The following is a 14,826-nucleotide window of genomic DNA, read 5'->3' as shown; positions in this document are numbered from 1 at the left end:
CCTTCGAGCACAAGAGCAAGGTCGCCGCGATCATCAAGGGCCTGGGCTGGCCGATGGTGCTCAACTGCGTGATGCACCGCTACAACCTGCCGCACGTGGGCCGCATCATCGACATGGCCGAGCGCATGGGCGTCGACTTCCTGGAACTCACCAGCACGCAGTACCACGGCTGGGCCTGGCTCAACCGCGACGCGCTCATGCCCACGCCGCAGGACCTGGCCGACGCCGAGGCGGTGGTCGACGCCAGCCGGCAACGCCTCGCCGGGCGCATGAAGATCCTGTGGATTTCGGCCGACGATGGCGATGCGCAGTCCCGGCCCGGCATGGTCGATGCGGCTGCCGCGTTCACGGTCATCGCGCCCGACGGCCGGGTCATGAGTTCGGCGAAGGCCGCCACGTCCGCGGCGAACCAGCCCCTGCGTTTCATCCCCGGCGCTGCGCGCAGCGGCAGCCTCTGGTTGCGCACCGACGCGAACTCCCACGCCCTCACGGACACGCCTGCGGCGGTAGAGTCACCGCTCCTCGAAGCGCGCTGATGCGCCGCGGCTTCGCACCGGGCAGCGCGCTGCCCGATCCCCCATCCCCGGAGAAGAACAACCGATGCTGAGCGTGCGCGGTCTGACCAAACGCTATGGCGAGCGCGTCGCGCTGAAGTCCCTGAGCCTCGAGCTGCGCGCCGGCCAGTTCACTGCGCTGCTCGGCCCCAACGGCGCCGGCAAGTCGACGCTGTTCCAGGTGCTCACAGGCCTGTTCGCGGCCGACGAAGGCGAGGTCGAAGTGGCCGGCCATTCGCTGCGCCACGGCGCTTCGGCCGCGCTGCGCCACATCGGCGTGGTGTTCCAGCAGATCTCGCTCGACATGGACCTGAGCATCCAGCGCAACCTGCTGTTCCAGGCCGATCTGCAGGGCCTGCCGCGCGCACTGGCCAAGGAGCGCATCGCAGCGGGCTGCGCGAGGCTCGGCGTCGATGCCGACCTGAACCGCACGGTGCGTGAGCTCTCCGGCGGCAACCGGCGCAAGGTGGAACTCGTGCGCGCGATGCTGCACCAACCTGCCGTGATGCTGATGGACGAAGCCACCGTGGGGCTGGACCCGAAGTCGCGACGCGACCTGCTGTCCGCGATGCGCAACGACGTACGCGAGCGCGGCGTGTGCGTTCTCTGGGCGACTCACCTGGTCGAAGAAGCGGAGCAGGCAGACCGCGTGCTGGTGCTAGACAAGGGCGAGCTGCTGGCCGACGGCACGCCGGCCGAGGTGACCGCCACACTCGGCGAGGACACGCTGGAGCACGGCTTCATCGCACGCACAGGAGGCGCCGGCGAGCGCTCGAAGGCGGCCTGACGCCGTGCATTCACAAAGACAGGAAAAACTCCCGATGAACAACACGAAGACGCCTCGAACCCTGACGATGGTCGCCCTGACGGTGGCCGCATTCACCCTGGTCACCGCCGCCCAGGCCGGCACGGCTTATGTGAGCAGCGAGAAAGACGACGCGCTGACGCTGATCGATACCGAGACGCTCGCTGTCAAGGGCACCATCGCCACCTGCAAGCGCGCGCGCCACGTGCAGCTCATGCCCGGCGGCAAGCAGCTCATGGTGGCGTGCACCGACTCCAACGAGGCCGACGTGATCGACTTGGCCACGGGCAAGTCGGTCAAGCGCATTCCCCTGGGCGACGAACCCGAGGCCTTCGACCTCTCGCCCGACGGCAAGACGATCTACGTCTCGAATGAAGACGAAGGCGAAGCCAGCTTCATCGACGCGGCCACAGGCAAGGTCCTGAAGACCGTGAAGGTCGGCGAGGAGCCCGAAGGCGTGAAGGTGAGCGCCGACGGCAAGCTGCTCTACATCACCTCCGAAGTCGCCAGCCTCGTGCACGTGATCGACACCGCCACCGGCAAGGTGGTCAAGAACGTGAAGGTCGGCAAGCGCCCGCGCCGCATGGCGATCACGCCCGACGGCAAGGAGCTGTGGGTGACCAGCGAACTCGATGCCAGCGCCACCATCATCGACACCGCCGACCACAGCGTGAAGGACACGATCGAGTTCACCGTCAAGGGCGCGCGCAGCGAAGACATCACGCCGGTGGGCATCACCATGACGCGGGACGGCAAGCGCGCGTTCGTGGGCCTGGGCAAGGCCAATCACGTGGCCTTCGTCGACGTGCCCTCGCGCAAGGTCACCGGCCTGGTGCTGGTCGGCCAGCGGGCCTGGAACGTGGCCCTGAACAAGGACGAGTCGCGGCTGTGGGTGATCAACGGCCTGTCGGACGACGTGACGGTGGTCGACGTTGCGGGCGTCAAGGCGGTCAAGTCCATTCCCGTCGGCCGCGTTCCCTATGGCGTGGTGATCGTCGAATGAAGCGGCTTGCGCTGGGTCTTGCAGCGGCTTTGACGCTGTCGGCAGCGGCGTTGGCAGCACAGGCCGCCACGCTGAAAGCCACCTTGATCGTGCCGGACGACGACGAACGGCTCGACCGCAGCCGCGCCGAGCGCGCCTACCTCGGCCACCCGACCGGCCCGGCCGAAGACGGCGTGAAGCTCGCGCTCGAGGAAGGCCAGTTCGAACTCGACGCTGCAGGCGCCGCAGTCGAGGTCCAGACCGAGGAAGCCGCCGACCTTGCCGCAGCGCGAACCACCGCCGTCGCTGCCGAGAAAGCCGGTGCCGCCGTGCTGATCGCCGACCTGCCGGCCGAGTGGCTGCTCGCGGTGACCGACGCCGTGAAGATCCCGGTGCTGAACGTGAGCGCGGCGGCAGACCCGTTACGCGGGGCGAACTGCCGTGCGAACCTCTTCCACATCATGCCCAGCGAGCGCATGCGTGCCGACGCGCTCGCGCAGACCCTGCTCTCGCGCAAGTGGAGCAAGCTGCTGCTGCTCGTGGGCAGCAGCCCCATCGACCAGCAGCGCGCGCAGGTGGTTCAGGCGGCGCTCAAGCGTTACGGCCTGCAGGTGGTGGCGAACAAGCCCTTCAAGCTTTCGGCCGACCCGCGCGAGCGCAATCTCGCCAACCCGTTGCTGCTCACCGCCGGCACCCAGTACGACGCTGTCTGGGTGGTCGACAGCGACGGCGAATTCGCCCGCGCACTGCCCTACCGCACCGTGCTGCCGCGACCGGTGGTCGGCGACGCCGGCCTGGTGCCCGTGGGCTGGCACGCACAGTTCGAGCGCTTCGGCGCGCCGCAGGTTTCGCGCCGTTTCCACAAGGCGACTGACCGGCCGATGACCGCGCACGACTGGAGCGCCTGGATGGCCGGCAAGGCGCTCGTCGCGCTGGCTTCGGCTCACCCCAAAGGCCCGAACACCGCGTGGCAACAGGCGCTCGGCAAGGCGCAACTCGACGGCTCCAAGGGCGTGAGCATGACCTTCCGCCCCTGGGACGGCCAACTGCGCCAGCCGATCCTCCTGACCGACGGCCAAGGCGTGATCTCGCAGGCGCCGATCGAAGGCATCCTGCACCCGACCAACGTGCTCGACACGCTCGGCACCGATGCCGGCGAGAAGCTTTGCAAGGCCCCGCGATGAGCAGCACCCTGGCGTTGAACCCGACCGCCTCCGGCGCGCGCCACGGCGTGCCGCATGCGCTGCAGGCGCTGCGCGCGATCGTGATGCGCGAGCTGATGAAGTTCCTGCAGCAGACCGGCCGGCTTGTTTCGGCGCTGGTCCGACCGCTGCTGTGGCTGGCGGTGTTCGCGGCAGGTTTTCGCAACGTGTTCGGCATCGCCATCGTCGAGCCCTACGACACCTACATCCCCTACGAGGTCTACATCGCGCCGGGCCTCGTCGGCATGGTGCTGCTCTTCAACGGCATGCAGTCCTCGCTGGCCATGGTGTACGACCGCGAAATGGGGCTGATGCGCCTCTTGCTCACCGCGCCGCTGCCGCGGCCGTGGCTGCTGTTCTGCAAGCTCGCAGCGACCGCGCTTTTGTCTGTGATCCAGGCGCTGGCTTTCGTGGCCATCGCGCTGCTGATCGGCACCGAGCTGCCGGTGTTCACCTTGAACGGCCTGCACGCGCTGGGCGCTGTGCTCGCCGGCGCGCTGATGCTCGGTGCGCTGGGCCTGCTGCTGTCGGTGCACATCAAGCAGCTCGAGAACTTCGCCGGCACGATGAACTTCGTCATCTTCCCGATGTACTTTCTGTCCACCGCGCTCTACCCGCTGTGGAAGCTGCAGGAGTCGGGCGCCGAATGGGTGTACCAGGCCGCGCGCTTCAACCCGTTCACGCATGCGGTCGAGTGGATCCGCTTTGCGCTCTACGGCAAGGATCCGGGCATGGCGCCGTACGTGGTGCTCGGCTGTCTGGCGGTGTTCTTCGCGCTGGCCTGCTGGGGCTACGACCCGCAGCGCGGCTTCGGCCAACTGGCCAAGCGCGGCGGCGGTGGCGGATGAGCGCACAGGACCGAACCGAAGACTTCCTGCCGCTCGGCAAGACGTTGCGAAGCGCCGAGAGTGGCGCATCGAGCGCCGCCCGCCTGTGTCAAGAGAAATAATGAAACCCGCATTGCGCCACCTCGTTCGCCGCCGCACCCTGCTGCGCGGCACCGCCGCCTCGCTGGCGCTTCCTGCGGTATGCACGCGCGCGCAGGACGACTTCTTCACCCGGGCGATCACGCTGTGGGTGCCCTGGCCGCCCGGTGGCGGCACCGATTTGTCGATGCGCGTGCTAGCAGAGGCCGCCTCGCATCACCTGAGCCAGAAGGTCATCACCGAGAACCGCTCCGGCGCTGGCGGCACCTTGTGCATGCCGATCCTGCAGCAGGCCGCGCCCGATGGCTACACCATTGCGCAACTGCCGCAGACCATCTTCCGCGCGCCCTATACGCAAAAGGTGCTGTGGCACCCGATCCGCGACGTGACGCCGATCCTGCAGCTCACCGGCACCACCTTCGGCATGGTGGTCGCGGCCGACAGCTCCATCAAGACCCTGGAAGACGTGTTCACCGCGGCGCGCAAGGGCAGCGCGCAGGGCAAGAAGATCACCATCGCGAGCAACGGCGTCGGCACCACGCCGCATGTCGTGATCGAAGAGTTGTTCGCCAAGCAGGGGCTGGAGTACCTCCACATTCCCTACAAGGGCGTGGCCGAACAGATGCTCGGCGTGGCCAGCGGCCAGGTGCAGGTGGGCGTGGGCTCAACCGCCTTCGGCCCCTTCGTCGACAACGGCAAGCTGCGCCTGCTCATGACCTTCGGCGAGGAGCGCAGCAAGCGCTGGCCGCAGACCCCGACGCTCAAGGAGCTGGGCCACGGCATCGTCGCCACCTCGCCCTACGGCCTGGGCGGCCCGCGAGGCCTGCCAAAACCGATCGTGCAGATCCTGCACGACGGGTTTCGGGCGGCGATGCTGGAGCCGGCGTACATCGCCGAGCTAGCGAGGTCGGACCAGCAGTTGGCTTATCTGGGGCCGGAGGACTATGCGAAGGCGTGTCGGCAGGCCTATGCGGCGGAGAGAAAGATTGTCGAGCGGTTGGGGTTGATGCGGCAGGGCGGGTGACGAAGGGTGTCCAACTGCCGGCCTCCCTCTCCCGCAGAGGCGAGAGAGGCTGGTCAGCCCTACCTTCCCACAACCTTAACCTTGAGGTTGCCAGTTCGCTGCAATGGTCGGAGCCAGTGCAGTGCGGTAATCGCTCGGCAAAGTGGTCTGGCCTGGAGCAGGCGGCGCGAATGAGGCCATCGCGTCGACGAGGTTCTGAACTTGGCTGTCGAGCAGCATCCTTCCGTCCGACGTGTGGAACTGTTCTGACCGGTACAGCGCATCGGAGTACCAGTTTTCTATCCTCATGCTGTCCCCGCCTCCGATGATCGACATTTCCAAGCTCGAACCGACACGGCGAAACCACAACTGATCGTGGAGCACGCCCGCACCCAACTCGATGCGGTCGCTCGCACCACCGGAATCGGTCACGGTGTCAGCGCCATCGCCCCGGCCCAGCCGGTACACGTCGGCCGAAGTGGTCGAGCTGTCGGTCAACGTGTCAGTGCCCTGGCCGCCGATGTAAATGTCGTTGCCTGCAGCGCCGGTAAGCCTGTTTGCCGCCGAATTACCCGTCAGAACGTTGCTGAGGGCGTTGCCGGTGCCGTTGATCGCAGCCGTGCCGGTGAGCGTGAGGTTTTCTAGGTTGCTGCCCAAGGTCAACGTCACGGCGCTGTTGACGGTATCGCTGCCCTCGTTGGCGTTCTCGGTCACCACATCGGTGGTGGTATTGACGAAGTAGATGTCGTTGCCGGTTCCCCCAAGCATCGTATCGGCGCCCGAGCCGCCATCGAGCGTGTCGTTGCCGGCGCCGCCGGCGAGCTTGTTCTTGGCGCTGTTGCCCCGCAGGGTATTGTTCAAACCGTTACCGGTGCCGTTGATCGCTGCACGGCCGGTCAACGTCAGCTTCTCGACGTTGGCCGACAGCGTGAAGCTCACGCTGGCCTGCACGGTGTCGATGTCCTCGCTCGCGTCCTCAATCACGACATCGCCGACTGCACCGACGACGTAAATGTCGTTCCCCGCGCCGCCGCTCATGGTGTCGTTGCCCGTACCGCCGTTCAGCGTGTTCGTCCCTGCATTGCCGGCAATCAGATTGTTCAACGTGTTCCCGGTCCCGTTGATTGCTGCGGTGCCGGTCAACTCGAGTGATTCGACATTCGCCGACAGCGTGTAGCTCACGCTCGACAAGACCTTGTCAGTGCCTTGACCTGAACTCTCGGTGACGGTGTCGCTCGAGCTGTCGACCACGTAGGTATCGTGGCCGGCACCTCCTTTCAGCGTATCGGCCCCAAGCCCTCCATCGAGCCAATCATCGCCTGCAAGACCGTTCAGCTGGTCGTTGCCCGCGAGCCCGAACAACCCGTCCGCCTCAGCAGTGCCATTGAGCACCTCATTGCCCGCTGTGCCGTAGATGCTTCTGGCTTGCTGGTCCACATAAGCCGCATTCCAAATCGTGCCGTCGTGAAACTCGACTGATTCGATCCCGAACATGGTGATGCTGCCGGTGGAATTGACGAAACGGAGTTGGTACCAACCGATTGCGGCTTGTTGCGGATCCGACGTCACCCGAATGTCGCTCGATCCGATGCCCTCGCTGAAAATTAACGTATCCGACGTACCGGATTCGTCCTCGATCTCGTCCTCACCGTCACCGAGTGCATATCGGTAGGCATCGTTGCCTTCGTCGCCGCGCAGAACGTCATCACCGATACCACCGAAAAACGTGTCGGCACCTTCACCTCCGTTCAACGTATCGCTGCCGGCCCCGCCGTCTATCACATCGTCGCCTTCACTCCAGTACACGAAATCATCGCCGGCCATAGCGTCGATCTGGTCCGAACCGGAGGTGCCGTAGATCAGATCGTCTCCTGGCGACATGACATCGGCTACCAGCCGGTTGACGACATCGGCCCTGGTCCATACGGTGCCGTCCGAAAAGACGATCTGGTCGAGCGGACGACTCGCCGAAAGCTCGTCGGACCCCTCGTACAGGAAAAAGCCGTCGACACGGATCGTGTCGCCCGTCGGCTGGACCCAAAGCGTCAGGTCGCCCGTGGGTGCCCGAGAACAGACCACGTCGGTTGGCGATATGCCCGGCCCGAACAGCGCTGTCGTGAGCCGGCCTGGGTCGCGGTTTCCGCCAACGTACTGAATCGTGTCATGTCCGAACCCCGTATCGAAGCGGTAAGTCACTGCGCCATTCATGCTTTGCAGAAGATCATCGCCGGTGCCGCCGATGAGCACGTCTTCGTCGGACTGACCACCGCCGTCTTGAAGAACATTAGCTCGAAGCGTGTCATTCCCGGCTCCGCCGTCGATCGTGTCCGAGCCGGTATGTCCCTCCAGCAGATCGTTGCCGATGCCCCCGAAAATCACGTCATCGGTCACTGCAAAGCCCACCATATGGTCGTTGGCGTCGCCTCCGGTCAATACCTTCGAGATGATCTGCGTTTGGTCCCACACCGTTCCATCGGCGAAGTGAATCTCGACCGGTAAGTCGCTTGCGGCATAAGTGCTGTGGAATTGAATCGACCCGCCATCGACCACGACCTCGGCGACATCTTCGTCTCGGCGGTTGAGCGTCACGTCGCCAACCGAGATGCCCGCGGTGAAGCTGATGATCGTCGGCGCACCGGAATTTCCATAGACGCTGTCATTGCCGTCGCCCTGGGCATAAACGACCGTATTGCGTCCGCCGCGTACGTTGATTACGTCATTGCCGGCGCCGCCGATCAATGTGTCGTCGTTGACGCCGCCTTCCAAAAGGTCGTCCCCCGTACCACCATCGAGCAGGTTGTCGCCGCTCAAGCCGAACAGCGTGTCGTTGCCGCTGCCTGCAGCCAATACGTTCTGGTCAAGCGCATCCAGCAGCACGTCGTCACCTGCCGTAGCCGCGTTTGCCCTCGCCAGCAAAGCTGCGATGTCCCAATTCGTACCGTCCTGAAAGCCAACCGTGCCGATGCTGAACTTGCTGGAGAGATCGAATCCTGCGCTTGCTTCATAAGCAGTGGGCCTATTTCCCGCCGTCGCTTCGATAGTGTCCAGGCTCTGAGCGAACGTCAGTTGCAGCGATGCGGTCCAATCTGCCGTTGAACTAGGAGGTAAACCGTAACGCGACCATTTCACACCGACGTCTCCGGGAGCGATGGAGCCACCGAAAGCCAGGGTTGCCGACTGCCGGCCGGAGATCGTGTCCTGCCCAGACCCGACGTCGAAGGCAATAGTGTCGTGGACGGATTGAGAAAGCACGAGATCGTCACCGCTGCCACCGTCAAGCACGTTTGTGCCCAAGCCGCCTTCCAAGCGGTCATTGCCTGCCCCGCCGAAAAGCCTGTCGTTACCGCCGGCACCGATCACGAGATCGTTACCGTCTCCGGCGGCGACAACGCCGTCGAGCGAAAACAGTTGAATGACGTCATGCCCTGCGTAGGAATCGTTACGCTGGCATTCACGAATTGGGCGACGTCGATCGAAGTTCCATCGAGAAAACGAATCTCTTCCACCACATCCGAGGCACCGGGCTGCGTGCCGACCAGATCGAAACCTGCCGAAGCCGAGCCGTCTTTCCATTCGACCACCAGCCTGTCCACACTGCGTGCGCGATCGAAGGATACGGTTACGGCATCCCGATTCGTCATGACTTCCAAAACGTCTAATCCGTCATCGTCAAGTGAGCCTCGCCCCGGCGACTCGACAAAAACTTCGCCATCACCGCCTCGAACAACGTACACGTCATCGCCCGCACCGCCGGTCAGTGTGCCGCCACCCGGCCCCGCATTCAGCGTGTCCTTACCGCGACCACCATACAGGCGGTCATAGCCCGCACCGCCGTTGATCACGTCGTCAAGGTCGTAACCAAGGATGGTGTCACTGGTTGCCGAGGGTTGCAGACTCAGGGCTCGCAGTTGATCCGGCGTCCAGACCGTTCCATTCCGAAAGACAACCGACTCTGTAATGCGTTCGGCGTTGATGACGCCGTCGCCGTCGATTGCCCCCTCGATATGAATATTCATAGGCAAGCTGATGATCGAAAGGCCGGTACCGGTATAGCGCACAACCGTGTTGGCAGGTGTTATGTAAGAAGAATCCAGTCTGATCCGGTCATTGCCTCCCATGTCGGTGAGAGAGAACGATTCGTACAGCACTCCGCCGGCGCTGCCTGTGTCTGCAAACGAATACACGTCGTCGGAGGTGCGTGATTCGTCAGTTGCCTGACCCTCGACGCCCGTCAACAAGCCAAAGTGGAAAAAGTACTGGTCGTTGCCTTCACCTCCTTCCAGGAAGTCGAACGACCCGCGGGTGCCGCCATAAAGGTGATCGTCCCCGGCGCCGCCGACCAACGAATCCACGCCGGAGCCGGCATTCAAGGTGTCGTTTCCAAGACCGCCGAACAAGGTGTCCGATCCGTCTCCACCTCGCAGGCTGTCGTTGCCCGCAAGACCTTCGATCCGATCGTTGCCACCCAACCCGTCCATGAAGTCGCCGATCGGCGACAGCACGAGCAGGTCGTTGCCTTGGGTAGCCGTTGGCAGCGTGACCACGCCGAGAGTGGGAATCTCCTGCCAGGAAATCACCGCCCCGCCGCTCAGTCGAATCAGGTCGAACGGTTCGTCGCCGGGGGCTACGGACCCAGGCGCGCCGGACATCGAGCTGAAGCGAACGCCGTCGCCTTGCTCGTTGAGCAATAGCACGAACGACCGAGAGCCGACTTGGTAGATCCCGAACAGAGCGCTATCGAACCCGGCGCCCAGTTGGAGCACGTTCTCCGGTGCAGGGCCGCCCGGGACGGCAGGCAGTTCGCGCCGGCGAGCCGTCACTTGGTCCATTCCATCGCCCACCGACATCATGGCGATGCTGCCAAGTCCGGTGTTCAGGCCAATGATGTCGTCGCCGCGTCCACCTGCAATTCGATTGCCTGCGTGGGTGACGTTCAATCCGTCATTGTTGGCACCGCCCAGCACGCGGCCACCCGTCCGAGCCGACCCTGCACTCACGGTCGTGGTGAGTCGTTCACCGACCAGTTGTTGAAACGACACGGTCTGTCCATCGGCGTGGATGGCCTCCACGCTCGACCTCAGGCCGTCCATCACATAGAGGCCCTGATCCGGCCCCCACACCAGGGAGACATCACCTTCCACTGTTCGCGCCACTTCAATCGCCCCGAGGCTGACGCCTTGGATCTGCACGATGTCCGTCCCTTCGATGTCGGTAATCGAGTCGGCACTGGTTCCGTCGGACACCTCGCCTGCGGCAAACACGTAAACATCGTCGCCCGTGCCGCCTCGCAGATCATCGGCGCCCGCACCGCCGTCCAGCACATCGTTGCCGTCCTCCCCCAGCAGCACGTCGCTGCCACTGCCACCGTACAGGCTGTCGTTACCGGTGCCGCCATAAAGACCATCGGTCTCGCTGCCACCCGACAAGTGGTCATCGCCACCACCGCCCCAAAGCGTGTCGCTGCCGCTGCCGCCGTCCAGCAGGTCACCGCCGTGCAAGGCCGCGGACACTTCCGATGTGTCTGCGTCCCCCTGCAGTTGATCGTTACCCGCGCCTCCGAGCAAGGTGTCGGCGCCGCCACCGCCGACCAGTTCGTCGTTCCCATCGCCTCCATCGAGATAGTCGCGCCCCTGCGCAGCTCCGCCGAGACGGGATTCGCTGTCGTCACCGATCAAGACGTCGTTGCCCGTACCGCCGAAGAGGCTGTCGTCCCAGCCTTCCCCCTGAAGATAGTCATCGCCCTCCCCTCCGCTCAGGTAGTCGTTGCCCTGGTAGGCCGCATCCACGTACCGCGCGCTGTCGGTGGCGACAGCACCGCCGTCCCCCCACAGCGCGTCGTCGCCGATGCCGCCGAACAGGGTGTCGTCCCGCCCGCCGCCGGTGAGCTGGTCGGCCCCGGCGCCGCCGTCGAGGTAGTCCTGGCCCTGCATCGACAGCGGCGTGTCGATCAGGCTCGTGTCATCGCCGAACAACTGATCCGCATCGTCGCCGCCGTACAGCGCGTCGCTGCCGCCTTGGCCCCACAGCACGTCCTCGCCGGCGCCGCCGATCAGGATGTCGTCGCCATGGCGCGCTATCGCGGTGTAAGCGCCCGAAGGGCCCTGCGTCCCGTCGCCCACGATGGAGTCGTTGCCCGCATCGCCGTACAGCACGTCCGCGAGGTCCATGCCCGCAATGAAGTCGTCGTCGTCGCCCCCGTGCACCACGTCGGCGCCCGTGCCGGCGTCGATGCGGTCGTTGCCCGCGCCGCCCTCGATGACGCTGCCGCCGTCGCCGGCGATCGGGTTGATGTTGACGCCCGCAAAGGCGATGGCCTCGTTGCCTTGACCGTACGCCGCTGGGGTCGTACGCGACCCAGGAGAACCCACGCGCGAGCTCCACGCCCGAGGACGCCGGCGGCGTGAAGTTCACCGAGCCCGGCAGATCGATCTGCGAGGCGCTGCCGAAGATGAAGTCGTTGCCGGCACCGCCCAGAATGGTGTCGGCGCCGAAGCCGCCCAGCAGCAGGTCCGAGCCTGCGCCACCGTCGAGCACGTCGTCTCCGCTGCTGCCGTCCAGGCCGTCGTTGCCGCCCAGGCCCAGCAGGCTGTCGGCACCGGAGGTGCCGCCCAGGACGTCGGCCGCTCCAGGCTGCGCCCCCGCGCTTTGGTAGCCGGTGGCGGTCTTGAGGTAGCTGCCGTTCTGTGTGGCCTTGATGAAGTCGCCCGTGAAGGTGGTGGTGGCCACCGGCACCGTGTTTGCCTCGTCAAGATTCATATCTACTCTGCAATGCATTCGGTTATTTCCTTTGTTTTCTTTCCCGGCGTCGATCCGCTTTCTGGGGACGAGGTGGCGCCAATCAACGCGTCATAGCCTGTCAAGCCGACACCGTGGCTATACCGTTGTACGAGTAACGATGCGCTTTCGCGCATAGGTACGGCCGATGCAGGATCGCGCAGTAGCTCGTCAACCTGCCGAGCAAGTCCGCTTTGGTCGAAAAACCCGGCTAACCGACCGCTCCCACGGTCGCTGATCACTTCCCTCACGGGTGCAGTATCTGAGCCGACAATGGGTGCGCCGCAGGCCATCGCTTCAAGCATCGACCAGCTGAGCACGAACGGGTATGTCAGATACACGTGAGCCGCTGACACTTGCAGAACACGCAGGTACTTTGAATAGGGAACGCGACCAAGAAAGTGCGTGCGGGTCGGGTCGAGTTTTACCTCTCTGAGCATCTGCTCTCGCCAGCTCGGAGCCTCCTTCGGCGGCTCGCCATAGCTCACCGCATCACCGCCCACGATCACCGCGTGGCAACGAGAGTTCGCTTTCTGGATGCGCTCCAACGCCCGCATAAAAACGTGGAAGCCGCGATACGGTTCCAGGTTGCGCGCAACGTAGGTGATCACCGGGTCTCCGGTCTTGAGCACTACCCCGCTCGGGGTCGTTACCGTCGCGGCTCGATCCGGGCCGAGCGCGTGCGTGGCAATTCCCTCATGCTGCACAGCAATCTTCGACTGGAAAACTTCCGGGTGTCTGCTGCGCTGCCAATGAGTCGGCGTGACTGCCACGTCGCAGGTGGCGAGGTTCAGTGTGTGCAGCGCGTTCCAGGTTCTGACGCGCGCCCGGTCATCGAAGCTCAGCGGAAACTCGGGGTCGAATCCCAGATCCGCGCCCTCTGCGCCGTAGTACCACTCGCAAAAATGCATGAGCTTGGCGTCCGGGAAAACGTCTTTGGCGTACAGCGTTTCACCCCAACCCGGGTGCGCAAGGATGACATTGGGTTTGAAGCCACCTCGTTTCAGTTGGAGCATCGCGCGAGCCGTCGCCTGGCCGTGCAACGTTGCCGCTTCTATTTGCCGCAGATAAGGATGCTGATTCGGTCGACCCGGTCGCGCCAAGCGGTAGCGCTGCAGCCCATCGAATCCACCCAGCCCGGGTGCGGTTTCGCTGCCGAGCGCGCGCACCTCCCATCCCGGCCGACGAGCCCACGCCGTCACGAGGTGGGCGAACTGCCCGGGAAAGTTCTGATGAATCACGAGGATGCGCATCTCATCGCTCTCCCAAGCTTTCGTTCGCTGCCCGCTGTACTGGACTGAGCAAGTAGTCGATCACCCTGCGCTTGCCCGTCTTGATCTCCGCCGTCAAATTCATCCCCGGACTCAGGTTGACGCGCTTGCCGTCCACATCGATCGCTGCATGAGTCAGCGTCAACGTCGCCGGAAAGATCGCCCCCCGCTTCTCGTCGTTCACCGCATCGGCCGTCACGCTGCGCACCGTGGCCTCCACCGTGCCGTAGCGCGTGAACGGAAACGTCTCCAGCTTGATCGCCGCCGCCTGCCCGGCATTGACGAAGCCGATGTCCTTGTTGTCGATCACCACCTCGGCCGTCACCTCGGCATCGCTGGGCACGATGACCATCAGCACTTGCGCCGGCGTCACCACGCCGCCCTCGGTGTGCACCGCCACCTGCTGCACCGTGCCGGCGACCGCCGCGGTGAGCTGTGTCAGCCGGCTGCGCTGTTCGGTCTTGCTTTGCTCCTGCAGCAGTTGGCGGCGCTGCAGGGCGGCCTCGGCTTGCCGGTCGCTGAGCGTGCGCAAGGTTTCGGCCAGGTAGGCCGCACGCCCCTGGTCGGCTTCGCTCAGCGCGGCCTGGGCCTCGCTGAGCCGGGCGCGTTGGGTCGCGAGGTCGCTCTGCAGCTCGATGCGCTCTCGGGTGCGGTCCTGCCCGGCGTGGCTGGACATGAAACCTTGCTCGGTCAGGTTCTTGAAGTCGGCCTCGCGCTGCAGGGCGATCGGCAGCGTGGTTTCGAGTTTGGTGATCACTTCGCGCACGGTCGCCAGTTCGGCTTGGCGGCTGGCGCGCTCGGCGGCCAGCTTGGAGAGCTTGGCGGTGATGTCGTGCCATTCGGCGAGGAGGCGGGTGGTGGCGCGGGCTTGTTGGGCATCGCCGCGGCCCTCACCCCAGCCCTCTCCCAGAGGGAGAGGGAGCGAAGGCGTCTTGCCAGCGCGCACAGCCACCAATAGAGCGGTAGTGCGGTGCTCTTCCGAGAGCGCAGCGCCAAGCTGCTCTTGCACGCTGGTCTCGTCGGCCCTGGCGATGGTGGCGTCCAGTTCCACCAGCACCTGCCCGGCCCTCACCACATCGCCGTCCTTGACCAGTACGCGCTTGACCACGCTGGTTTCCAGCGGCTGCAAGGTCTTGGTCCGCTCGCTGACCACGATTCGACCGGGCGCTACCGCCACGATGTCGATCTGCCCGAACATCGCCCACAGCAGCGCGATCACGAAGAACAGGCACACCGCCAGCGCCGCCCGGCGCGGGGCGGGATGAACGGGCGTTTCCTCCAGGCTGAGCGCCGCAGGCAGGAAGGCGGC

General features: G+C 64.9%; 9 protein-coding genes and 2 pseudogenes. 6 read left to right on the top strand and 5 right to left on the bottom strand.

The window, feature by feature from the left end; genetic code table 11:
* From H0W38_RS05010 to H0W38_RS04985, 6 genes and pseudogenes are all read left to right on the top strand, one after another.
* A pseudogene (locus H0W38_RS05010) lies at window positions 1-536 on the top strand (hypothetical protein); the annotation flags it as partial.
* A gap of 64 nt (window positions 537-600) precedes the next feature.
* Window positions 601-1,341, top strand: a complete 741-nt coding sequence (locus H0W38_RS05005; RefSeq protein WP_292451764.1) for an ABC transporter ATP-binding protein — start codon at window positions 601-603, stop codon at window positions 1,339-1,341.
* Between the two features lie 67 nt (window positions 1,342-1,408).
* Window positions 1,409-2,362 carry a PQQ-dependent catabolism-associated beta-propeller protein gene (locus tag H0W38_RS05000; protein WP_292451767.1) on the top strand — a complete coding sequence of 318 codons (954 nt, stop codon included), beginning with the start codon at window positions 1,409-1,411 and terminating at the stop codon, window positions 2,360-2,362.
* Window positions 2,359-3,525, top strand: a complete 1,167-nt coding sequence (locus H0W38_RS04995; RefSeq protein ID WP_292451762.1) for a branched-chain amino acid ABC transporter substrate-binding protein — start codon at window positions 2,359-2,361, stop codon at window positions 3,523-3,525. Before H0W38_RS05000 ends, H0W38_RS04995 begins: the two co-directional genes overlap by 4 nt.
* Complete coding sequence (locus tag H0W38_RS04990) at window positions 3,522-4,391, top strand: ABC transporter permease (protein ID WP_292451759.1); 870 nt, start codon at window positions 3,522-3,524, stop codon at window positions 4,389-4,391. Before H0W38_RS04995 ends, H0W38_RS04990 begins: the two co-directional genes overlap by 4 nt.
* A gap of 100 nt (window positions 4,392-4,491) precedes the next feature.
* Window positions 4,492-5,493, top strand: coding sequence for a tripartite tricarboxylate transporter substrate binding protein (locus H0W38_RS04985; RefSeq protein WP_292451757.1), 1,002 nt, complete (start codon window positions 4,492-4,494; stop codon window positions 5,491-5,493).
* A 75-nt stretch (window positions 5,494-5,568) separates the two neighbouring features.
* Here H0W38_RS04985 and H0W38_RS04980 read toward each other — a convergent pair whose 3' ends face one another.
* The 5 genes and pseudogenes from H0W38_RS04980 to H0W38_RS04965 form a co-directional block, all read right to left on the bottom strand.
* Window positions 5,569-8,832: a calcium-binding protein gene (locus H0W38_RS04980; protein WP_292451754.1), complete on the bottom strand. Its 3,264-nt coding sequence runs from the start codon at window positions 8,830-8,832 to the stop codon at window positions 5,569-5,571.
* The gene (locus tag H0W38_RS04975; protein WP_292451752.1) at window positions 8,829-11,840 is read right to left on the bottom strand and encodes a calcium-binding protein; all 3,012 of its coding nucleotides are present in this window, start codon (window positions 11,838-11,840) and stop codon (window positions 8,829-8,831) included. The genes H0W38_RS04980 and H0W38_RS04975 overlap by 4 nt, the downstream gene beginning before the upstream one ends.
* Window positions 11,841-11,922: 82 nt before the next feature.
* Window positions 11,923-12,228 (bottom strand): annotated as a pseudogene (locus H0W38_RS22020) (calcium-binding protein); the annotation flags it as partial.
* 2 nt (window positions 12,229-12,230) lie between these two features.
* Window positions 12,231-13,499: a glycosyltransferase family 4 protein gene (locus H0W38_RS04970; protein ID WP_292451749.1), complete on the bottom strand. Its 1,269-nt coding sequence runs from the start codon at window positions 13,497-13,499 to the stop codon at window positions 12,231-12,233.
* 1 nt (window position 13,500) lies between these two features.
* On the bottom strand, window positions 13,501-14,826 hold a 1,326-nt coding region (locus H0W38_RS04965; protein WP_292451746.1), incomplete at its 5' end, for an HlyD family type I secretion periplasmic adaptor subunit.

The sequence above is a fragment of the Methylibium sp. genome (assembly GCF_013817365.1).
Taxonomy (GTDB): Bacteria; Pseudomonadota; Gammaproteobacteria; order Burkholderiales; family Burkholderiaceae_C; genus Methylibium.
Note: the sequence above shows the minus strand (reverse complement) of the source record. Positions and strands in the feature narration are given on the sequence as shown.

Bases quoted from the DNA above. Each gene is read 5' to 3' on its own strand.
- H0W38_RS04985 (WP_292451757.1), top strand. From the start codon at position 4,492: ATGAAACCCGCATTGCGCCACCTCGTTCGCCGCCGCACCCTGCTGCGC.
- H0W38_RS04990 (WP_292451759.1), top strand. From the start codon at position 3,522: ATGAGCAGCACCCTGGCGTTGAACCCGACCGCCTCCGGCGCGCGCCAC.
- H0W38_RS05000 (WP_292451767.1), top strand. From the start codon at position 1,409: ATGGTCGCCCTGACGGTGGCCGCATTCACCCTGGTCACCGCCGCCCAG.
- H0W38_RS04995 (WP_292451762.1), top strand. From the start codon at position 2,359: ATGAAGCGGCTTGCGCTGGGTCTTGCAGCGGCTTTGACGCTGTCGGCA.
- H0W38_RS04970 (WP_292451749.1), bottom strand. From the start codon at position 13,499: ATGCGCATCCTCGTGATTCATCAGAACTTTCCCGGGCAGTTCGCCCAC.
- H0W38_RS05005 (WP_292451764.1), top strand. From the start codon at position 601: ATGCTGAGCGTGCGCGGTCTGACCAAACGCTATGGCGAGCGCGTCGCG.